The organism is Gynuella sunshinyii YC6258, from assembly GCF_000940805.1.
GTDB lineage: Bacteria > Pseudomonadota > Gammaproteobacteria > Pseudomonadales > Natronospirillaceae > Gynuella > Gynuella sunshinyii.
Window position 1 is genome coordinate 4418660 of record NZ_CP007142.1, and the last position, 20982, is coordinate 4439641.

Below are 20982 nucleotides of genomic sequence, written 5' to 3' on the forward strand. Positions count from 1 at the left end.
CTAATAAAGCGCTCTGACAAGTACCAGACTGACAGCAGGAAACAACACCAGCAGTAATACCCGAATCATATCTGCGGTGATAAAAGGCAAAATTCCAATATAAGTTTGTCGAATAGGTGTTCCGCTGGACATGGCATTGATGATAAACAGATTGAGACCCACCGGGGGCGTAATCAGACCGATTTCCGCCACCATCAACACCAAAATGCCAAACCACAGCGCAAACTCCTCATACTGCAAACCATAATCCATGGCACTGACGATCGGGAAGAAAATCGGAACTGTTAGCAGAATCATCGACATGGAATCCATAAAACAGCCAAAAATCACGTACAGAATGAGAATGATGGATAATACCGTCCAAGGCGAAAAACCCTGTTCCACCACCCACGACGCGCTATTCTGTGGCAACTGCGAAAACGCCAGAAACGAGTTATAGATACCGGCACCAAGAATGATGAAAAAAATCATGGCACTGGATATGGCGGTTTTCTTCAGACAATCCTGCAATGCCGGCCAGTCCAGCCCACCGCGCAGCCAGGCGACTAACCCGGTTCCCGCAGCCCCGATTGCAGCCGCTTCTGTCGGGGTAAACCAACCTAAATAAATACCCCCTACTACCAGAAAGAAAATCAATGAAACAGGCCAGACATCTACCACAATCTTGAACCGCTCGCGCCATGGAGTGCGCTCTTTAACACCGGCAGAACCCGGTACAAGGCGGGCATACAAGGCGATCACAATCATATAAAACAATGCGGCCATTAATCCTGGAAGAAACGCTGCAACAAACAGTTTGGCAATGTTCTGTTCCGCCAGAATAGCGTAGATAACCAGCACCACAGAGGGGGGAATCAAAATACCCAGAGTCCCACCGGCGGCCAGTGTGGCCGTTGCCAGACTGGGAGAATAACCATAACGGCGTAGTTCGGGCAGAGCCACCTGCGCCATCGTGCCGGCGGTTGCCAGAGATGATCCACAAATGGCCCCGAAACCCGCACAAGCGCCAACAGCTGCCATAGCTACACCGCCCTTTCGATGCCCCAGAAAGGCCTCCGCGGCTTTAAACAAAGCGGTCGACATTCCACCTCGGGAAGCAAACTGGCCCATCAATAAAAACAGCGGAATAATTGAAAATGAATAGTTGGAAAAATCGGTCCAGCTGACAGTTTTCATTTGCGATAAAACCGGAGACCAGCGACCGGTAACCAGATAGGTTCCGACGATTCCCACCAATAACATGGCCGCTCCAATGGGAATACGAATAAACACCAATAACATCAAGATAGGAAAAGACCAGAGTCCGATCTCAATACTGCTCATGAATAATCCTCTTCTTCAGCATCCGCTTGACCACCTCGGATAATGTCGACAATATCCCGCCACAACGTAAACAATCCTGTCACCACAATCGGACAGAAAAGAACCATTGCACCAGCGAAAGCCCACCAGACCGGAATCTGTAAAATAAAGGTTGTTTCCTGATAATCGAACTTATCAATCGTTCCTTCAAAATGACGCCAGGCCAACAGACAAAACAGCCCGGTCACCACCATGTCACCCAATAGCTGAGTCCAGACTTTGGCTTTGACACCAAAAGGCGCAATAAACAAATCCACGCTGACATGACCGCGTTTCAACTGACAATAAGGCATAAACGAAAAAACAGCCAAGCCGCAGAAAATCTGTACCAGTTCATAATCTCCCGGTACTGCAGACAGGCCAATTGAGGTCATCATTCGCCCGATGATGCTGACAGTGGTTAACAGGATTGCGATTATCAGCAGAACGCCGCTAAGAATGGCCAGCATACCAGCCATACCTTCAACCAAACGCTGAACTCGTAAAAACAAAGGGTGATATACAGCCGTAGTCATATTTGACCTACAAAATTTTAGTGTGAAAGTAAGTAAAATATTTAATCGGACAGGACATAATCATCACCATGACTATGTCCTGAAGATACGTTACTTGGAATCGTATTTTTCAATCAGCGCTTTGGCCGCCTGGTACAGCTTGGTACCATCCATCTTGCGCTTGTCCATTTCTTTAACCCAGTCTTCAGTTACCTTTTCACTGACCGTTTTCCACCGCGCAGTTTCAGCGTCATCGAGTTTGACAATGGTATTGTTCGCTTTCACAGCGATGTCATATCCACGTTTGTCTCCCTCATCCATTGCCTGACCAAACTTCTGAGCCAAGGCCATACCAGAATTGTTATCGATCACTTTTTTCAGATCGGCTGGCAGGCTGTCATAGGTGTCCTGATTCATCGCAAAAAGGAATGCGGCGGTGTATAACCCGTAGCGACCGGAAAACTCAGTATGATAAGGCGCAAGTTCTGCTATTTTGACCGATGGCGTAACCTCCCAGGGCACTACGGTTCCATCAATAACACCTTTGGATAATGCCTCCGGAACTGCCGGAACCGGCATACCCAGCGGACTGGCACCCAGAGAACTCAGCATGGCATTAACCACTCTGGAAGTACCACGCAACTTCAAACCTTTCAGGTCGTCAAGCTTTTCGATTGCAGAATTACGAGTATGCAACAAACCAGGTCCGTGAGTATGAACGGCCAAAACTTTCAGTCCACGAAATGCCTTATCATCTGTCAGATAAGTATCATAGTATTCCTGAAAAGCCATGGAAGTGGCTTCTGCAGTGGTTCCGATAAATGGCAGCTCGAATACTTCTGTTTTTGGATAACGACCCGGGGTATAACCAAACAATGTCCAGATCACATCTACGACCCCATCCCGGGCCTGATCAATCAGATCACTTGGCTTGCCACCCAGTTGCATAGATGGATATAACTGAACCGAAATCCTGCCGCCTGATTCAGATTCGATTTTTTTGGCCCATGGCTCAAGAACTTTGGCAGGAATGGTAGCCTGTGGTGGCAACATCTGGTGCAGACGTAAGACCACATCAGCTGCAAACACTGACGTTGCAAATCCCATCGTAACGATTCCAACGCCCATTATTTTAATGGCCTTGCGAAGCATATTTTGACCTCCAGTTTTATTTTTATTTTTTGCCCGCTTTCGCGCTATTGCACCACACCCTAGGGTCATTCGACAATGACTGCCGGCCTGAAGCATGGTTACAGCCTGTCTGCTGCCAACTGGTATAACATGCCAGCTTTAAACAGGTTGCGAATAACTCAGATGAGTATCAAGCCGGTGCACTTGATAAGCCACTTAGTTTTTCTTTTTTTTATATTAATTTTTGCTATAGTCCGATCCAAAAGAATTTATAAAGGCTACTACGGATGCATAAAAACGTCCCAAATCTCAGACACTTACGCGCGTTTCGTGAAGTCGCCATCAATAAAAATATAAGTTTGAGTGCTGAAAAGATCTTTATTTCCCAGTCTGCGATTACCCAGGCAATCAATAAACTGGAACAACATTTTGGAACATCTCTGTTTAACCGCAGTCCTAGTGGAATGTTTTTGACGGAACGTGGTGAGATTTTGTTTCGCAGAGTTGATCGTTGTTTAAATTTATTACAGCAAGGTGTCAAAGACGCTATTCGCAGCGGCAACGGAAAAGCAGGCACAAATCCACTCAATATAATCTCCACTTCGCAATTGCGGGCACTAATTGCGCTGGAGGGCAATCACAGTTTTTCCATGGCGGCCCGTTCGATCAACATTTCCCAGCCTTCACTGCATCGTTCAGCAAGAGAACTTGAAGATCATTTATCGATTACCCTGTTTGAAAAAACCAATATCGGTATATCGCTGACCAAGGCTGCGCTTATTTTGTCCCGTAGTGCCAAACTCGCTTTCAGCGAATTGCGTCAGGGTTTTGAGGAAGTCAATGAGTCCCTGGGTATAGAATCCAGCTATATCGCCATTGGATCCATGCCGCTGGCCAGAACCTATATTTTACCAATGGCCCTGAATCAGTTGACCGTCAGCCGTCCGCAGATGTCCATTAATGTTATCGACGGGCCTTATGAGGATTTACTGCAGCACCTGCGCCAGGGAGATATTGATTTTTTGATCGGGGCATTGCGAGGTAATTTTCCTTCCAAGGAAATTATCGAGGAAACTTTATTTGAGACATCTTTATCTATCGTTGCCAGAGCAGGTCACCCGCTGGCCGGACAATCAGAATTGACCCTCGAACAGCTGGCCCAATACCCGTGGGTGGTACCGCGTAAAGGAACCCCTGCCAGAAGCCGTTTTGAGGCCATGTTTGAACAGGCCGGCATTCATATTCCCATGGGGCTGATCGAGTGCAGTTCCCAGATTCTGATTCGTCAGCTGTTGCAGGCCAGTGACCGGCTCACATTCCTATCGAAGCATCAGATCACATTGGAAGAAAAACAAGGTATTCTGGCCACTCTGGCCTACAAACCTGATCACTCATCCCGCCCTATCGGCCTGACCTATCGGACAGACTGGCATCCAACCAGCGCCCAGAAGGAACTGATGAATTATCTGCGGGATCTGAGCCGTAATATTGAAGAATAACTGCTGGTGTCTGAGTTATGGTCGCCAGCTTATCATCATTGCGAAAGCCCTTTGCAGAACTTTATTGGTTTGCAGGATACAGACAAAATGAAAATTACCATAAGCGAACTACCGGCACAGGCCTACTCAAAACAATATGCGGACAGTGGCGCTTTTACCGATTGTTATCATGTAGACATCCCACGCGACCTATCGTTAGCAGACTACCTTCAGGCATTTTACACAACGCCAATTTTCAGAATAGAGAGAGCCATGCTATCGATTTTGACCAGTCACTCTGCCGACGACCAGACTGCCGCTCAGCTGGCGACCGGGCAAACTGACCGGTTTTCAATCTGGCGCGTTGAACAACGAACAGAGGATCAGGTTCTGCTGTGCGATATCACCCAGCGTACGCGCTCATGGCTCATGGTAGCACCTGCAGAAACCAATCCCACGACGATGACAAGGTTATACTTTGGTTCTGTAGTGACGCCCACCAAACGCTCAAACAATGGCCAATCATCATTCGGTCCAGTATTTCATATGCTGAGCGGCTTTCATCGTCTTTATAGTCGTGCACTACTGGCATCCGCCGCCAGGAAACTGTCGAAACAGAACCCGTAACGAAAATGACTCTACCGACTTTTGAAACAGTTTGCGGCTACTCTTCTGCAATCCCGAGTCGTCATGATTTTCACACCTTAGTGCGATAACGCATCCCTGCAGTGTACGATTAACCCCACAGCTATCGCCGCCGGGCTAATCGCAAACCATCGTATTCAGATCAAAGTGTGGTTGGAATCAGTTTTTTGATCGTGCCATCTTCGTTGTAGTAGATTCGATCAATACAAACTGATCGGCGATAATCTCCGCCCGTGGGCAGTCCAGCATTGTGATATGACATGTAATGCGCACCTTTGAATTCAAATATGGAATGGTGCACTGTGCCAACGCCACTGGGAATCGCAGATGAATCGAGTATGTGTCCTTTATATTCCCATGGACCTCTGGGAGTACGGCTCATGGCATAGGCTGTACTCTCGGGAAATCCTTTTGAAAAACTCAAATAATACCAGTCGCCATATTTGTGCAAATAAGCAGCTTCCTCGAAATCTGGCAGATTACTTACCACGTTAATTTTGACATTGGAGGTATTGCGATTAATCATTTTTCCGGAGGCATCCAGGGAATAGGATTCACCCTTCAAGTGGATCATGTCCTGCTCAAGCTCCACCCAATACAATGAGTTATTTCCCCAGTACATGTAGGCTCTGCCGTCATCATCCACAAACACGGTCGGGTCAAGATTGCGCCAGCCATGATCGGCAGTTTGTCCGGTAGCCTGGTACCACAATCCTGCGGTATCTGCCAGCAGAATCATGGGCATTCCACGCGGATCGGTGTAGGGACCTTCTGGCCGGTCAGCAACGCCAACACCGATGGTAATCCCCCAACCACTCGGATCGCCATTGATAGGCACATAAATGTAGAATTTATCGTTTCCCTGGGCATCTTTCCGATGAACAGTCTGCATCGCGTTGGCATCGCCAGCTGCGTCATTACCTCTGGCCCATGCCCAATCGCTATAACGCGCTACCGCACCTTTGTTCTCCCAATGGATCATATCGGTCGTTTCCCAGAGCCGGTAATCAAACATCCGATACCCGGAAACCCCCTGGGCCTGTTCATCATGAGTGGTAAAAAGGTAGAGCTTATCGTTCCATTGAAAACCAGCTCCATCGGCGGTGAAAATATAGTTACCAGGGCCATTAACCGGATCTGATGCGTCATAACGAATCAGTGGGTTGGGAAAAGATGTGGGAGCTTCCACCTCGGGGTCTGGTGGGTCCATGGTGCTATTGTAGGGACCAATATAAATCCAATCGAGGTCAAAGAAATCCGGCCCTGTCGCGGTTACACGAATTTTTTGAATCCCAGGGGTCAAATGAATGGTACCAGCCGGCCAGACCTTAAACTCTCCCCATGCACCCACCACGGGTATGGTAAAAGAATCTATCAGCGTCTGACCACATTGAGTAATGGAAAGTTTACGTCCGGCATTAATGCTTCCGGAACGGATCGTAATATCGTAATCACCTTCAGTTTCGACATTGATGGTGTATTCCAACCATTCGCCTGAGGTTATCCAACCTAAAGCATAGCCGCTATCCACGCCTTTAATATCGACATCGGTGTTGGTTCTGTAACTGCCTCCTTCATTACCTGTGCTGGAGTCCTGATACCCAGCCGGATCAAAATTCTCTGCTTCCACTATGTCCGGCACCGCAACTACATAATTATTAAATGCATGATCACTGTCACTGGGACAGGTATGAGCAGAAATCAACGCATCTAATGAGTTGTCAGAAGATGGCTCAAAGGATAAGGGTGACCCCGAAGAAGTGGACAAATCAGATCCATATGACAAATCTGAAACTCTGGAACTATGACCATCCTCATTACAGGCAGTCACACTGAGAACAACTGAAACCAACAGAAATGGTACAACTTTTCGTGTATAGGCAGCGTTTAATACGCCACCCATCAAAGAGAATTTCATAGTAATTTGCTCCTGCTACATGGTTGGCAAACGACACTTTGGATATGGCTCATACTTTTAATTATCATTACAAAGACGCCGTGATACGTTGTCTCAATTCACACTGATAACACATACCTACTGTCATATATAAAAACAGAAACGACTGAACGGTAATGCGCTGCCTTACCGACATGAATCAGCAGCACTGGAATAACGCGCAACACAGAGTTAACCAACCTTTCTGTGAATTAACTGAACAGCTGTTCTATACCGTCAAAAGTGCCACAAACGAATTCAATTTGAGACTGGAATTTCTATTTGCCCAGACTTTTATACTTATTTATCAGGGCAAAGATATTACCCGAATCAAAAAGGTCAACAACACGACTTCAGTTTCGGGATATAGTCCCTGATTATAGTACTTCAGTGCAGTAAAGCTGCTATAGGGATTTAGTATGAAGCCAATTATTATCATACTTCCTTTTCAGTCAAAAAAATCAGCACATGAAACGATCCATATCGTTTCTTGAGTTGACTGCCTGCCAGCCTTACTCCCTCAGCAATTAACCGGTACTACACTGTATAAGGCATTTTTTGCTCCCTGACCTGCAATACTATTGAGTGGAGTATATCCCTGAAACACCGACAACCCCACAAAACAACTTAGCGGCTGTCCGGTTTCCTTAAACCCATTAAGCTTCAGCTCCGGATAACCAACGCTCACCGCGAAAGACATTCTCAGTATTAAGGGAAAAAACATGAAACTCATATATCGGAATTGCCTGTTTACTTGTTCAGGCGTGTGCCACTGTCGGATCAGGAAATCGCCAGGAGAATTACTATCAGCCAGCCAACTCAAGCTCGCAAGACGTGTTAGTGGAGGGTTCCAGGTTTGGGAGTGTTGCCAAAACTCCAGGCAATATTGCAACCGGAATCGTAGTATTTTTAAACAACGTACCAACCATCAAACAACCTTAAACTTTCAATAACATCTGAGTAAGGCGTTAAAGGTTCTGTGTATGGAATATTAACTGATTGTTCTGGTGTGTGGAGCCGTGTTCGTCGCGATCTAGCGTATTTCACTGACCACTGACACGGGGAATGGCAGAGCGTTTTTTAGCAGCCCTAAGCTTAGGTGTTGGAATGGTTACCTTGATGATTGCCAAGCATTTAGCCTGGCTCGCAGCAAGCATGTTTTTAGTCACGCGGGAAGAGTGAAAGGAAGATCTGCTTCTGCTTAGGTGTGTTGGAGCGAAAAATGAATGGTCGGTGTGAGAGGATTTGAACCTCCGACCCCTTCCTCCCGAAGGAAGTGCGCTACCAGGCTGCGCTACACACCGGACAGCGCACAATTCTATTCAGTATTCGATCAGAGTCAATGGGATATATCAACAGACTCTCCAGCTTTTTCTTCCGGACAGAAAACGTCAAAAACGAAACCAGCCACCGCCCTCTCCCTGCGCATAAAAAACCGGCATTAGTCTTGCAATCACTAGGGTTCTGAGGCTCTTGCAGATTGCAAATGGAAGTCTTTTGGTGGCACCCCCACTCTTTTCTTAAAAAACCGGCTGAAATAGGCAGGATCCCGATAACCGAGCGCTTCTGCCACCTGAGACACGTTTAGCCGGGTATATACCAGCAGACGTCTGGCCTCCAGAATAATACGCTGATGAATAACATTCAGTGCGGCCGTCCCTGCTACCTGATGACATATGACATTCAAATGTTCAGGTGATACACCTAATTGCCGTGCATACCAGGAAACATGCTTTTGTGCAGCAAACTGCCCATTAACGAGCTTTTCAAATTTATAAAAGTGTGTTTCAGCCCGGTCTCGCGGGTTGTTCTCACGTTGCAACTGAGACTGAGTCTCATAAACCCAGGCAGCAAACAAGGCTTCAGCCAGGATGGAAACAAGGGACATATTGCCGGGCGTCGCTTCCCGAAAACTCTGACGCAGACACTCAAATAACTTGGGCAACGCCTGTTCAGTATCATTCCTGAACCAGGTAACCTGCGACAAACAGACCGGATAGTCAGAAAAACGTGAGAAAATAGGTTCAAGAAAGTCTTCATCCATCGTTATGACCAGTCCATCCGAGCCTGGATCGAAATCAAACCCATGTACCACCCCCGGCGCGATGCCAATCGCCTGATGCGGGTACAAAGCATGGTTTTCCCCATCAAGGCTCACCACAGCCCTGCCCTGTTGAACCAACAGCAGCTGGAACAGCCGGGTATGTTTATGCGGCAAAATATGCCAATCATGCAAGCGACTGCGTTCGTTTATTTGCTCGCAATGTACCAACTCCGGCATAGAGGCCGCCATTTCTTCGCCATATAGCCGATAAGTCGGAATGGTCTGGCCCATCTTCATTTACTTACCTCAAACAATGAATCTTTGAAATGTACAAGAAGTTATCAGAATAGCCCATAGCACTTTGCAGTCAATTTTATCAATATACCTGACACTATCTGAAACTATAAAAATAATCATTACCAACGTCGATGTTGATGTAATACGGACTCACAATTCGCGGAGAACAATTATGAAAACCACCGTAGCAATTATCGGATCAGGTCCTTCCGGGCTACTGCTCGGACAACTACTGACTAAAGCGGGTATCGACAACGTCATCCTGGAAGCCAAAACCCGGGATTACGTGCTCAGTAGAATACGCGCGGGAGTACTCGAACAAGGAATGGTTGATCTGCTGCGTAAAGCAGGTGCCGGTGCCCGAATGGACAAAGAAGGCCTGGTACATGAAGGCGTGAATATTTCCTGGAATGGGCAACTGCACCGTATCGACCTGAAAAAGATGTCAGGCGGTAGTAGCGTGATGGTCTACGGACAAACAGAATTGACGCGTGACCTGATGGATGCGCGACTGGACTCTTCGGCTCAGACTTTTTACGAAGCACAGAATGTTCAACCCCATCAGGTGGATTCTGATCAACCCTACGTCACCTTCACTCATAATGGTGAGGACTATCGCCTGGACTGCGATTACGTTGCCGGCTGTGACGGTTTCCACGGTGTGTCGCGCAAGACCATTCCTGAGGACAAAATTACTGAATTTGAGCGGGTTTATCCGTTCGGCTGGCTGGGAGTACTGTCTGACACCCCACCTGCTGCTGAAGAACTGATCTATGCACACCACCCTCGCGGTTTTGCACTGTGCAGCCAACGCAGCCTCACCCGCAGCCGCTACTACATTCAATGCTCTCTTGATGACAAAGTGGAAGACTGGTCGGATGAACGGTTCTGGGAAGAATTAAAAAAACGGCTACCGGAAGATGTTGCCAACACCATGGTCACCGGGCCATCCATTGAAAAAAGCATCGCCCCACTACGCAGTTTTGTTGTCGAACCTATGCAATACGGGCGTTTATTCCTGGTCGGGGACGCCGCTCATATCGTTCCCCCCACAGGCGCGAAAGGCCTGAACCTGGCCGCCAGTGATGTTCAGGCACTGTATTGCCTGCTGAAAGAAGCCATTCAGCAAAACAACCCTGCGGCTCTGGAGCGTTATTCCGAGGTGGCACTACGCCGTATCTGGAAAGCTGAACAGTTTTCCTGGTGGATGACCAATCTGCTGCATGATCTGAGTGCCTCACCGTTCGAAGCCAAAATGCAGGACGCTCAGCTGGCACATTTGCTGGAGTCTGTTGCCGGTCAGACGTTGATTGCAGAGCAATACGTCGGCCTGCCATATGAACTGAAAGAAGACTGATCCGATTCTCATCCGGGCGGTTGACCCCCGCCCGTCAATCTGCCCAAAATAGCGGCTTTTGTCAGGCAGAAATACGTGCAAACGGACACTCATCCACTGCGACTGGGCATGGCCATGTGGTCACACTCACAATGGCGGGACACGGTATACGGCGGCAAACACGAAACGGCCGAGCGACTGGCGCGATACTCTGAAATATTCAGCACCGTTGAAGGCAATACCACGTTTTACGCTACCCCTTCTCAGGCAATAGCTCAGGATTGGAGTCAGGCCGTTGCCAACGATTTTAGATTCACCTTTAAGTTCCCGCAGGAAATCACCCACAAGCAACAGCTACGGCATTGCAGCCAGGAACTGCGGACGTTTCTTCATAATATGTCACCATTGATGGAGAAAACCGGTATCTGGAAAATTCAACTGCCGAAGTTCTTTGGTCCTACAGAACTACCATTATTACAAGCTTTTATAAGCAAACTGCCGAGAGACATGAACATCGGTGTGGAAGTCCGCCATGACGCATTTTTTGCCAAGGGAACCGATGAGCAACAACTGAACCGACTGCTCATGGATCATGGCGCCAACCGCATAATCATGGATAGTCGGCCAGTATTCGCAGCGCCGCCGGATACCCCGGCCATCATTGATGCTCAAAAGAAAAAGCCCAGGGTTCCGGTGCACGCAATCGCAACGGCAAAGCATCCCGTTATCCGCTTCATCGGTCATCCGGGACTGGACGCCAATAACGACTTTTTTTACAGCTGGATCGGCAAGATCTGTCAGTGGATGGCGGACGGGTGCCAACCCTACTTGTTTATTCATACTCCCGATAATATCGAAGCCCCTATATTGGCCCGCGAACTATATCGGCAATTAAGTGACCATTGGCGACAGTTACATAAAACACAACTGCCTTCGATCAAAACGCCGACACCCCCGGAATCAGACCAACTCGGGCTGGATCTGTGAGCCAACCACTCTTGCATCGGTCAACTCTCGGGATAACCCGAATACGTTGGCAAGTCACCCTCTTCACAACTCCAGCTGGCCCTGGAGTCCCAGAATATCCTGCCTGACGGAGATATGCCTGGATCCGAATCCAGAGATCCGGCCGGAACCACCACATAACCACTGCGGCTAAGACGGGGTACCGGTGAGCCGCAACTGCGACAGAACCACTTACCAAAACTTTTCGCACCCGGAAGATCAAAACGACTGATCAGATCCTCGCCAGACAGCCAGGAAATCTGCTCCTTCCCAATCAACAGATTCGTTGCGTGTCCGGTACCTGTACCCTTACGACATCGGGCACAATGGCAATGCAACATCTTCTCAAACGGGGGCAGCAGACTGAAACGCACCTGACCACACAAACAACTACCTTCAACAGCCGACACAGCCATAAACATCTCCTGCGGTTTTCACAATTTCATGATCAATCTTAATTTACGGGACACCCACCTGAATATTATTCAAGAGACACCCACTCGAGTAATTCATGGGACACCCACATGACCTGAGCTTCATTTCACCAACATTTCACCAGACACCCATACTATTTAACGGGACACCCACTTGTATTTAACGTATTTAACGGGACACCCACTCACGTTTGATGACTTTTCATGCGATATTCATGAAACCAGATTCTGAAAATCACCGGGTATCTGGCTCCGCTCGTTTAGAGTAATTCACGGGACACCCACTCGAGTAATTCATGGGACACCCACATGACCTGAGCTTCATTTCACCAGACACTCATACTATTTAACGGGACACCCACTTGTATTTAACGTATTTAACGGGACAACCCACTCACGTTTGATGACTTTTCATGCGATATTCATGAAATCAGATTCTGAAAATTACCGGGTATCTGGCTCCGCTCGTTTAGAGAAAAGCAAAGCCAAACACTGTCTGTTTACCAAAGGATTGCAAGTCAGCAGTAAATTCAGCGCGGAATCCTTGCATAAAAACAAGATTTCGGTAGTTTAGCGGCTCTATATGAATTACCGTTTTTTTACATACCATAAGGAGTTCTTATGCGCATTACCCGCTGGTTCTTGGCTTTGCTTGTGTTAACCACCGGCTCATCTGCGTTCGCTGCCAATAAAGCAATCGGCACGGATGTGGTTCGGATTCTGGACGAAAACCAGGTTGTCGGCGAAGCTTTCAACCTTTTCTATCAGCATGGACTGGCTCGTAATTCTGCTGTTGTAGTCTCAGTTGCCCGGGATGCAGATAAAGACATGATGCTGGAGGGCGCATTTAAAGCCTATTCCGGTGCTGCATTCTCCAGCGTGTATTATCAAGTGGGTGGTAATCTTTTTGACTACGACGACGACTCCGAGCTGGGTATACATGCCGCTATTGGCTACGAGCGTAGTCCGGCACGGAATTTTGTGTTTTTCGGTACGGTTAAAGTGATCATTATGCCCGATTCCGACTACACTCAATTCTCTCCCATGCTGGGCGCGATGTTTGCGTTTTAACTGACGTAATCCGACCGGGCCTTATAGCTCGGTCCTTGGAACATTATTCAGCGTTATGACTGCAGTAGAAATCACACCCTATACAATTGACCAGTCCGTCAGGTCGTCAAATACGATTACCCTGTTCACAAATCACTGACATTTTCATCATCAAAAGTAATTGGTTTTGAATAAACCATATAGAGAAACTATGTTCCGGCTCATAGCAGCTAAACCGCAAGCTGAACGATAAAACATAAAAATGTCCCCACGAGCCGGCGAAATTAGCCAAAAACTTTCCAAGCCGTTAAAATCGCCGCCTTTGAAATACCCTGCCCGGAGCCATATTGATATTTCACTGTTTATCATAACAACTCAGGCTCACTACTATTATTAGGATATTTATGGCCAAGAAGAACTTCATTGTTCACCGTTACCGAAGCTGGAGAAAAACCTGGAACCAGAATCTTGACTCCCCTCTGAAACGTTTTTTTGCCCACCTGGATGCTGTTTTTATCGATCATTCATTTTTTCGCATCTGGTTTCACAATTTCCATCAGGTGGCCGAAGGCGTATATCGTTCTAACCAGCCTTCACCAAGGCAAATCCGAAAACTGCATCGTATGGGAATCCGGACCATTGTGAATCTGCGTGGCGCCAGCGAGTTTGGCTCCTATGCTCTGGAACGGGAAACCTGCAAAGAATTGGGTATCCAGTTAATAGACTTTCGTATGTATTCACGCCGAATGCCTAGTGTGGAAAGTATTCTGGAGGCTCAGAAAGTCTTCGCCAACCTGGAAAAGCCGGTATTGTTGCACTGTAAAGCAGGCTCCGACCGTGCCGGTCTGGGCTCTGCCTTATACAGCCTGCTGATTGATGGACAGCCGATCGAAGTCGCGCAGAAGCAGCTGAGTTTCAAATACCTGCACATCAAAGCCGCCAAGACCGGACGCCTGGACCACTTTTTGGAAAGCTATCGTTGCTTCAATGCACAGACCCCCACGCCATTTTTGGACTGGCTGCAGAATCATTATGACAAAGAAAAAGAATTACAGACGTTCCATGCCAACGGCCTGGCCAACACACTGATAGACCGGATTTTAAATCGTGAGTAAACCCAAGGCGTCACTTGTAAAACGGCTCTGGAAAGAGTACGTGTCCAACCACATACTGTTATTGCTGGTGGCAGTCACGTTGATGGTGATCGAAGGCAGTACCATGGGGTTGTTGAGCTATTCCGTGAAACCATTATTCGACAATATCTTCGTCGAAAAAAGCTCGAATATGATCGGCCTCGTAGCCATCGGAATTTTTCTCATTTTCACCGTCCGCGGTATCAGCGCCTTTGGTCAACGCTCCATAACAGTCACAATTGGTCTGAGGGTGATTACTGATATTCAGAAAAATATTGTCCGTCACCTGCTGGGCCTGGATAGCAGTTTTTACAGCCGTAATCCGCCCGGGGCCCTGATTGAACGTGTGCGCGGAGATTCTCAGGCGCTGCAAAGCTTCGCCAGTAATGCCCTCATCGTATTCGGCCGTGATACCTTCAGCCTGATTTCGCTGCTGTCTGTAGCCCTTTGGGTAGACTGGAAATGGACACTCATTGCCTTTATCGGTACTCCACTTCTGGTTTTTCCAATTCGTGGGTTGCATATACTGATTCGTAAAACCACTCGTAGGGCCCGACAATCTTCAGCTGATATATCCAACCGCCTGAACGAAATTTTCCATGGCATCAAAGCCATCAAACTCAACAATGCAGAACAACACGAACACGGCCGTTTTGCAGAGGAAGTCAGGAAATACCTGAAGGTCCAATCCCATTCCGAATACGGAAAAGCGGCCCTTCCCTCCATGATTGATATTATCGCTGGCGCCGGATTTGTCGGAGTCCTTATTTTTGGCGGCCAGCAAATCGTCAATGGTGATAAGACCATCGGCGAATTCATGAGCTTTTTTACCGCCCTGGGTCTGCTGTTTGATCCGATCCGCCGCCTCAGCGGACTTGGCGGAAATGTGCAGGCTGCCATGGCAAGCCTGGAGCGTATCTACGCGCTGTTTGACGAGCAGCCGACGATTGTTAACGACCCGGCACCCAAAACCGTGACCAATCCACAAGGAGACATCAGTTTTAACAACGTGACCTTTGGCTACAATAATCAACCAGTACTCAGAGGTATCAGTTTTACCGCACCGGCGGGCAAAACCACAGCTCTGGTCGGTCCTTCCGGTGCAGGGAAAACAACGATATTCAATCTGCTTTGCCGACTGGAAGATGTGGAAAGTGGTGAAATCCTGATCGGTGGTCAGCCACTGATGGAGATCGACATCGTTGATCTGCGCAATCAGATTTCGGTCGTCAGTCAGGAATCAGCTCTATTTGATGAAACGATACACGACAATATCGCGTTCAGCCGCCGCAGTGCCGAAGAGGACGAAATCGAAACTGCCGCCAAAGTAGCATTGGTCAAGGAGTTCTCCGACCTGCAATCCGAAGGGCTGCAAACCCTGGCTGGTCCTCGGGGATCAAACCTGTCCGGCGGCCAGAAGCAGAGAGTGATCATTGCCCGGGCATTATTGCGCAATGCACCGATACTGCTGCTTGATGAAGCGACCTCTGCACTGGACACCCGTACCGAACAAAAAATCCAGCATGCACTGGAAACCGCGGCAGAAGGTAAAACCACCATCGTCATTGCCCATCGTCTTTCCACCGTTCGCTCCGCCGATATCATTCATGTCATCAAGGATGGTCAGGTGGTTGAGTCTGGCAGTCATGAGCAGTTGATCGCACTTGATGGTGCCTACAAAGAACTCAACCGGACTTTGGAGCAATAAAGTTCCATGCTTCCGGCATGAATAATGAGCGTGCCGGAAGCTCTTTCTATAACCGGGCATATCACCGACCCGCACAACCATCCTCGAAACTTTCTGTGATGCGTTTCGAAATCAAACTCAAGACCCATGTTTATTCAAACTGGATTAATTTATGATCAAATCTTTGTTGATCATGCGCGGGTTTAATCTTGAAATTCTTGTTGTTTTGTATCTGCCTGGCCTCTGTTAGCGCCAATGCTGAAGTGATCGTCAACGAAAGTTACGATTACTACCGTGTTTATGCTGAGAGAAAAGGCGAGCTATTGGATTTCTTAAACGTCTTTTCACCCATTCAAACCGATGGCAAAGTGTTTCATGGCAATACCAGTCATTACATCAATTGGGATTTTCAGTGGGAAACACAGGATGAACAATGTCTGATCACAGCAATAACCGTCACTGCTGACATAACGTTTACCTTGCCTGAAATCTATACGTTTTCTGACGAAGTTTCGGCCATCTGGAATCAATGGTATCCAAAGCTGGTTGCCCACGAAAACACTCATGCCGATTACGCCATACAAACCGCACGGGAAATCGAACAATCCATCAGAGACCTTCCATCTTACCCGGATTGTGATCAACTCAGAGCCGAAGTTCATACCGTTGCCGAACAACGTATGAACAGACTCAACCAGATGAACAAAGAATATGATCTACAAACCAACCATGGCGAAACAGAAGGTGCCTGGTTAAAGTCGTATTTATAGTCAGGGTGTTTCTTAAACATATGCTTGAAAACAAGCCAGCAAATATCGATCGGCAGGATATTCAGAAAATTCTTGATCGATTTGCCGCGATTGATGTATGACCATTTTTTACCACGACAAAAAAGTCATATGCCTGATCGGTACTCGTTATGATCTCTACAGCACAACAACAAAAGTACTTTGAGCGTCTCGGCGTAAGCTCATTATCAAAACAACCCGCACAATTGTTAACACAGCTTCATTTGGCGCATCTGCGCCAGCTTCCTTTTGAAAATCTGGATATTACATTCAACCGAACCATTAAGCTCAACCAGGTCGGTGTACTTGATAAATTAATCGATCAACATCGTGGTGGTTTTTGTTATGAACTTAACTATGGTTTTTATCTGTTGTTGAGCAGTCTGGGATTCGAGGTAAAACTGCTATCAGGCCGGGTATTTGATGGCCAACGGTATGGTCAGGAATTCGACCATTTATTATTATCCGTCGAATTGGCCGATGGACCTGTGATTGCTGATGTGGGCTTTGGCGACTCATTTAACGTGCCGCTGCCTCTGGATGGTTCTGTGCTGATTGAGCAGCATGCCGCTCACAAAATTATTTGGGAGAATAATCATTTTTCCGTACTCAAACGTACAGATAGCACTACCTGGAAACCACAGTATATTTTCACCACTATTCCCAGAACTCTGGAAGATTTTCGTCAGATGGCCAACTATCACCAGACCTCCCCGCTTTCGATATTCACGCGAAAAACGATTTGTTCACGATTGACTCCAGATGGCCGCATGACTTTATCGAATCGCAAGCTGATCGAGTCTCATGGGCTTCATAAAAACGAACGATTACTGGAAAGCGCAGAACAATTTCGTTTGACCTTGAGACAGCAGTTTGACATATCGCTACCTGACAGTTTTCAGGTAGAACAATGGTTTACCGGACAAAACTGACGAACCTCACTCCATAGAGTTTTTTGCGATACGTGAATGATGATGTCAAATATTCCCCAGACACCTCAGATAAACTCACTTATATTTGGTAACAATAGCAATGCGAATTGTCTCTAGGTGCCGGAGAATTTGGTGGCGGTACCGAGGCTCAGTTTGACTATCCTGAGAGTTTGCCAGAGCCGATCGTAAAAACTGCCGGAAAATACTCGGCCATCCCGGTTTATTGCTTCAGCATGATCACCAGAAATTGTGCCGGACCATGCGCTCCATACGCCAGTGTCTGTTGAATATCCGCCGTTTTACTGGGGCCGGAGATCATAATCAGATTGGTCGGCAGCGGAGCCTGTTGTTGACGCATGAATGCTGCCATATCGGCAAAACCGTCACTCTCCCGAACGATAGCAACATGACAGGGTGGTACCAGTGACAGTGCCCGGGGCTCATGCTCTGAGGATTGCAACACCACCGTGCCGGTTTCGGCAACCCAGGCCACAGCGGAGGTAATACCCATATCCAGCTGATGAAACAACTCAGAACGATGTTGGATCACACTTTCCGGCGTCCACCATTGATACTCTTTCCTGAGTCGAAACTGAGTCAGGTATCCCGCCAGCCAGTTCCCGTGAGGGCTGCTGTATGAGCGAATGCCCAGTTTTTGACAATAGCGTTCCAGAGTACTCGTCAACTCGTCCGGGCGGATTAGCACCACCTCTCCATGCACGGCCTCCAGAGAGCGCTTAAACCGCGAAAACATATCTTCAGCAGATGTCTCTTGCTCGGTGATTTCCGGCTCCGGATATTTGACGGGTGAAACTGAATGTAATCTGGCCAATATCGCGTCACGACTGCTCATGAATGGGACCTCCTCTTACGCATCTGTTGATGCAGGGTTTGTTTTGAAAAAGCCGGTTTGCGACGCTTCCAGGTCCAGGGGCCAAGGTTGTCCGGTAACAGCGGATGAATACGACTGAACATGTGCAGCCCCAGCCGATACAGTTTTGGGTGAACATTGGCAAAGCGCCAGAATGCCCAAATAAACTTCTCACGTTTTTTGGCATTGGACGGCGTCACTTCCGAAGCCTGATAACGCCAGCGCTGCAGCAGTTCCGGAATGGGAATTTTCACCGGACACACGTCACCACATGCACCACATAATGTCGATGCCGTAGGCAGGTGGGCAGTATGCATCAGCCCTTGAAGATGAGGCATCAATATCTTGCCAATCGGTCCAGGATAGGTTGTGTCATAGGTATGGCCACCCACACGGCGATAGACGGGGCAATGATTCATACACGCCCCACAACGGATGCATTGCAAAGTCTGTCGCTGTTGTTCATCTGCATATGCCTGGCTACGACCATTATCGAGCAGTATCAAATGTACCTGCTCGGGTCCATCCAAGTCAGTGCCACGCCTGGGACCGGAAATCATATTGACGTAGGTACTGATATTCTGGCCTGTGGCAGAACGGGTCAGCACATGCAACAGCGGTGGCAGATCATTCAATGACGCCACCACTTTTTCGATACCCATGAAAGCAATATGCACTTTCGGCATCGTCGTTGACATACGCCCATTGCCTTCATTCTCCACCAGACAAAGCGTACCCGTCTCCGCCACGGCAAAATTAACCCCTGAAACACCAATATCAGCGGTCTCAAAAGCATGCCTCAATACACGGCGACCAATGCGGATCAACTCATCGACATCCTCGGTATACTGAATTCCAGGGATCTTATCTGCGAACAGCCGGGCGATTTCCTGTTTGGTTTTATGAATCGCCGGCATGATGATATGTGAAGGTGTCTCACCGGCCAGCTGAACGATATATTCACCCATATCGGATTCAAGACAGGACATCCCGGCGGCAATCAACACATCGTTCAGATGGATTTCTTCTGACACCATGCTTTTGCCTTTGACCACACTGGTGGCTTTTTGCTGCCGACAGATATCAAGCGCAATAGCACTGGCCTGCTGGCCAGTCTCGGCCCAGTGCACCTGGATACCGTTGGCCTGACAACGGCTTTCCAACTGTTCGAGTAACTCAGGAAGACGCGACAACGCACTTTTTTTAATCGCTGAGGCCTGTTGACGGCGCTGTTCAAATACCGCCTGATCCGGAAACTGTAACCGCCGCTTTTCCTGTAAATAATCCATGGCTCCAGCCAGACCGGATTGTAAAACCGGATTGTTCAAAGCGTCCTGAACACCACTTCGCCAGTGTTCAACAGATGTGTGCCGTGGTTGGCTCATAACTGACCTGCCTGTTGTAGTTGTTGATGAACCCAGGACGCAATGTGCATACCCGCCAGAGCCTCACCCCGCCAGGATAAGTGACCATTAATATTCAACATACAGGCGCAGTCAGCGCTAACCAAGGCATCGGGGTTTTGTGCCAGGATGGCATCACACTTATCAGCCACCATTGCTGTGGAAATCTCTTTATGCCGAACGGCAAACGTGCCACCAAAACCACAGCACTCAGACTCTCTCTGGTGAGTTTGCAAACTTGCCCCTGGAGCCTGTTGAAGCGCTCGTGAGACAGTCTCAAAAGTGCCCATTTCACGACGCGCGGTACAGCTGGTATGCAATACCACTCTGTCGACAGTGCTGGTTTCCGGCCAGTGGAAGTTTGGATGATTGAAAACAAACTCACTCCATTCAATGACTTTTTGACTGAAGGCCTGAACAGAGTCTCCCAACAATCGAGGGTAATGATGTTTCATCATGCCAGCACAGGAACCGGACAGCACAATTACCGGCCAGGGTTCTGGAAACAATGAGACCTGATGGCCTGCCACGGTGGTCGCTTGCTGTTCAAATCCGGACGTATATGCCGGTTGTCCGCAACAACTCTGATCCTCCACATAAACCACTTGCAAACCAAGACTTTCGAGTACTTCGACCGCATGAATACCAGCCTCCGCAAAAGCCAGATCAACGACACAGGTACCATATAGATAAACATGAGTGACAGACGAATAATCCAGGGACATAGCAATACCATTGTGGTTATTTCAATTCGGCCGACAGCCGCTTTTTTAACATTAGCCATTTTCAAATTTGTTTACAGCAATGGTATGCAGTTAATTTGATTCGACTTATCGCTAGTAGACTGAAAACACCACAAAACTATATAACCTGTTCATAATGATCAGGTTACCTACACTGACTTAACGCATGTAGCCGGGGGGGCAGGATTCGGCGAAAATACCGTTGACTTCCGG

The 20982-nt window shown here is 47.9% G+C and carries 18 protein-coding genes and 1 tRNA gene; 9 read left to right on the forward strand and 10 right to left on the reverse strand.

Annotation, left to right across the window (positions count from 1 at the left end):
• The 3 genes from YC6258_RS18370 to YC6258_RS18380 form a co-directional block, all read right to left on the reverse strand.
• The gene (locus tag YC6258_RS18370) at nucleotides 1–1323 is read right to left on the reverse strand and encodes a TRAP transporter large permease (protein ID WP_044618219.1); all 1323 of its coding nucleotides are present in this window, start codon (nucleotides 1321–1323) and stop codon (nucleotides 1–3) included.
• Nucleotides 1320–1877, reverse strand: coding sequence for a TRAP transporter small permease (locus tag YC6258_RS18375; protein ID WP_044618220.1), 558 nt, complete (start codon nucleotides 1875–1877; stop codon nucleotides 1320–1322). The genes YC6258_RS18370 and YC6258_RS18375 overlap by 4 nt, the downstream gene beginning before the upstream one ends.
• Nucleotides 1878–1967: 90 nt before the next feature.
• Entirely contained in the window at nucleotides 1968–3008 is a 1041-nt protein-coding gene (locus tag YC6258_RS18380; protein WP_044618221.1) for a TRAP transporter substrate-binding protein, read from the reverse strand.
• Between the two features lie 266 nt (nucleotides 3009–3274).
• Here YC6258_RS18380 and YC6258_RS18385 point away from each other — a divergent pair, with 266 nt between their 5' ends.
• Both YC6258_RS18385 and YC6258_RS18390 read left to right on the forward strand, forming a co-directional pair.
• Complete coding sequence (locus tag YC6258_RS18385; RefSeq protein ID WP_044618222.1) at nucleotides 3275–4486, forward strand: LysR family transcriptional regulator; 1212 nt, start codon at nucleotides 3275–3277, stop codon at nucleotides 4484–4486.
• Nucleotides 4487–4573: 87 nt separating this feature from the next.
• Nucleotides 4574–5092, forward strand: coding sequence for a hypothetical protein (locus tag YC6258_RS18390; protein ID WP_044618223.1), 519 nt, complete (start codon nucleotides 4574–4576; stop codon nucleotides 5090–5092).
• Nucleotides 5093–5252: 160 nt separating this feature from the next.
• Here the strand turns inward: YC6258_RS18390 and YC6258_RS30710 are convergent, their stop codons facing one another.
• The 3 genes from YC6258_RS30710 to YC6258_RS18420 form a co-directional block, all read right to left on the reverse strand.
• Complete coding sequence (locus YC6258_RS30710; protein ID WP_052830402.1) at nucleotides 5253–7028, reverse strand: family 43 glycosylhydrolase; 1776 nt, start codon at nucleotides 7026–7028, stop codon at nucleotides 5253–5255.
• A gap of 1245 nt (nucleotides 7029–8273) precedes the next feature.
• Nucleotides 8274–8350 (reverse strand) — tRNA-Pro (locus tag YC6258_RS18415).
• A 152-nt stretch (nucleotides 8351–8502) separates the two neighbouring features.
• Complete coding sequence (locus YC6258_RS18420) at nucleotides 8503–9387, reverse strand: helix-turn-helix domain-containing protein (protein ID WP_044618226.1); 885 nt, start codon at nucleotides 9385–9387, stop codon at nucleotides 8503–8505.
• Nucleotides 9388–9559: 172 nt separating this feature from the next.
• Between YC6258_RS18420 and pobA the strand changes: the two genes are divergently transcribed.
• Complete coding sequence (gene pobA / locus YC6258_RS18425; protein WP_044618227.1) at nucleotides 9560–10744, forward strand: 4-hydroxybenzoate 3-monooxygenase; 1185 nt, start codon at nucleotides 9560–9562, stop codon at nucleotides 10742–10744.
• Between the two features lie 75 nt (nucleotides 10745–10819).
• Nucleotides 10820–11710, forward strand: coding sequence for a DUF72 domain-containing protein (locus tag YC6258_RS18430; protein WP_211264559.1), 891 nt, complete (start codon nucleotides 10820–10822; stop codon nucleotides 11708–11710).
• Nucleotides 11711–11730: 20 nt separating this feature from the next.
• Here YC6258_RS18430 and YC6258_RS18435 read toward each other — a convergent pair whose 3' ends face one another.
• Nucleotides 11731–12144: a GFA family protein gene (locus YC6258_RS18435; RefSeq protein ID WP_044618228.1), complete on the reverse strand. Its 414-nt coding sequence runs from the start codon at nucleotides 12142–12144 to the stop codon at nucleotides 11731–11733.
• Between the two features lie 639 nt (nucleotides 12145–12783).
• On the opposite strand from YC6258_RS18435, the gene YC6258_RS18440 reads away from it, so the two are divergent.
• The 5 genes from YC6258_RS18440 (at nucleotide 12784) to YC6258_RS18460 (ending at nucleotide 17752) form a co-directional block, all read left to right on the forward strand.
• Nucleotides 12784–13233: a hypothetical protein gene (locus YC6258_RS18440; protein WP_044618229.1), complete on the forward strand. Its 450-nt coding sequence runs from the start codon at nucleotides 12784–12786 to the stop codon at nucleotides 13231–13233.
• 383 nt (nucleotides 13234–13616) lie between these two features.
• Nucleotides 13617–14327: a tyrosine-protein phosphatase gene (locus YC6258_RS18445; protein WP_052830403.1), complete on the forward strand. Its 711-nt coding sequence runs from the start codon at nucleotides 13617–13619 to the stop codon at nucleotides 14325–14327.
• Nucleotides 14320–16053, forward strand: a complete 1734-nt coding sequence (locus YC6258_RS18450; RefSeq protein ID WP_211264560.1) for an ABC transporter ATP-binding protein — start codon at nucleotides 14320–14322, stop codon at nucleotides 16051–16053. Before YC6258_RS18445 ends, YC6258_RS18450 begins: the two co-directional genes overlap by 8 nt.
• A gap of 188 nt (nucleotides 16054–16241) precedes the next feature.
• On the forward strand, nucleotides 16242–16802 hold the full coding sequence (locus tag YC6258_RS18455; protein WP_169748993.1) for a DUF922 domain-containing Zn-dependent protease: 561 nt from the start codon (nucleotides 16242–16244) through the stop codon (nucleotides 16800–16802).
• Between the two features lie 149 nt (nucleotides 16803–16951).
• Nucleotides 16952–17752 carry an arylamine N-acetyltransferase family protein gene (locus YC6258_RS18460; protein WP_044618232.1) on the forward strand — a complete coding sequence of 267 codons (801 nt, stop codon included), beginning with the start codon at nucleotides 16952–16954 and terminating at the stop codon, nucleotides 17750–17752.
• Nucleotides 17753–17972: 220 nt separating this feature from the next.
• Here the strand turns inward: YC6258_RS18460 and YC6258_RS27535 are convergent, their stop codons facing one another.
• From YC6258_RS27535 to YC6258_RS18475, 3 genes are read right to left on the reverse strand one after another with little or no spacing between them, the layout of a single operon-like run.
• Nucleotides 17973–18605, reverse strand: a complete 633-nt coding sequence (locus YC6258_RS27535; protein WP_052830405.1) for a LutC/YkgG family protein — start codon at nucleotides 18603–18605, stop codon at nucleotides 17973–17975.
• Nucleotides 18602–20008: a LutB/LldF family L-lactate oxidation iron-sulfur protein gene (locus YC6258_RS18470; protein WP_044618233.1), complete on the reverse strand. Its 1407-nt coding sequence runs from the start codon at nucleotides 20006–20008 to the stop codon at nucleotides 18602–18604. The genes YC6258_RS27535 and YC6258_RS18470 overlap by 4 nt, the downstream gene beginning before the upstream one ends.
• Nucleotides 20005–20751, reverse strand: a complete 747-nt coding sequence (locus tag YC6258_RS18475) for a (Fe-S)-binding protein (protein ID WP_044618234.1) — start codon at nucleotides 20749–20751, stop codon at nucleotides 20005–20007. Before YC6258_RS18475 ends, YC6258_RS18470 begins: the two co-directional genes overlap by 4 nt.
• Between the last annotated feature and the right edge of the window lie 231 nt (nucleotides 20752–20982).

What these genes read in the sequence shown, in the direction of transcription:
- YC6258_RS18370 (WP_044618219.1), bottom strand. Translation starts at nt 1,323, where the DNA reads ATGAGCAGTATTGAGATCGGACTCTGGTCTTTTCCTATCTTGATGTTA.
- YC6258_RS18420 (WP_044618226.1), bottom strand. Translation starts at nt 9,387, where the DNA reads ATGAAGATGGGCCAGACCATTCCGACTTATCGGCTATATGGCGAAGAA.
- YC6258_RS18385 (WP_044618222.1), top strand. Translation starts at nt 3,275, where the DNA reads ATGCATAAAAACGTCCCAAATCTCAGACACTTACGCGCGTTTCGTGAA.
- YC6258_RS18475 (WP_044618234.1), bottom strand. Translation starts at nt 20,751, where the DNA reads ATGTCCCTGGATTATTCGTCTGTCACTCATGTTTATCTATATGGTACC.
- YC6258_RS18375 (WP_044618220.1), bottom strand. Translation starts at nt 1,877, where the DNA reads ATGACTACGGCTGTATATCACCCTTTGTTTTTACGAGTTCAGCGTTTG.
- YC6258_RS18380 (WP_044618221.1), bottom strand. Translation starts at nt 3,008, where the DNA reads ATGCTTCGCAAGGCCATTAAAATAATGGGCGTTGGAATCGTTACGATG.
- YC6258_RS18470 (WP_044618233.1), bottom strand. Translation starts at nt 20,008, where the DNA reads ATGAGCCAACCACGGCACACATCTGTTGAACACTGGCGAAGTGGTGTT.
- YC6258_RS18440 (WP_044618229.1), top strand. Translation starts at nt 12,784, where the DNA reads ATGCGCATTACCCGCTGGTTCTTGGCTTTGCTTGTGTTAACCACCGGC.
- YC6258_RS18390 (WP_044618223.1), top strand. Translation starts at nt 4,574, where the DNA reads ATGAAAATTACCATAAGCGAACTACCGGCACAGGCCTACTCAAAACAA.
- YC6258_RS27535 (WP_052830405.1), bottom strand. Translation starts at nt 18,605, where the DNA reads ATGAGCAGTCGTGACGCGATATTGGCCAGATTACATTCAGTTTCACCC.
- YC6258_RS18435 (WP_044618228.1), bottom strand. Translation starts at nt 12,144, where the DNA reads ATGGCTGTGTCGGCTGTTGAAGGTAGTTGTTTGTGTGGTCAGGTGCGT.
- YC6258_RS30710 (WP_052830402.1), bottom strand. Translation starts at nt 7,028, where the DNA reads ATGAAATTCTCTTTGATGGGTGGCGTATTAAACGCTGCCTATACACGA.
- YC6258_RS18445 (WP_052830403.1), top strand. Translation starts at nt 13,617, where the DNA reads ATGGCCAAGAAGAACTTCATTGTTCACCGTTACCGAAGCTGGAGAAAA.
- pobA (WP_044618227.1), top strand. Translation starts at nt 9,560, where the DNA reads ATGAAAACCACCGTAGCAATTATCGGATCAGGTCCTTCCGGGCTACTG.
- YC6258_RS18460 (WP_044618232.1), top strand. Translation starts at nt 16,952, where the DNA reads ATGATCTCTACAGCACAACAACAAAAGTACTTTGAGCGTCTCGGCGTA.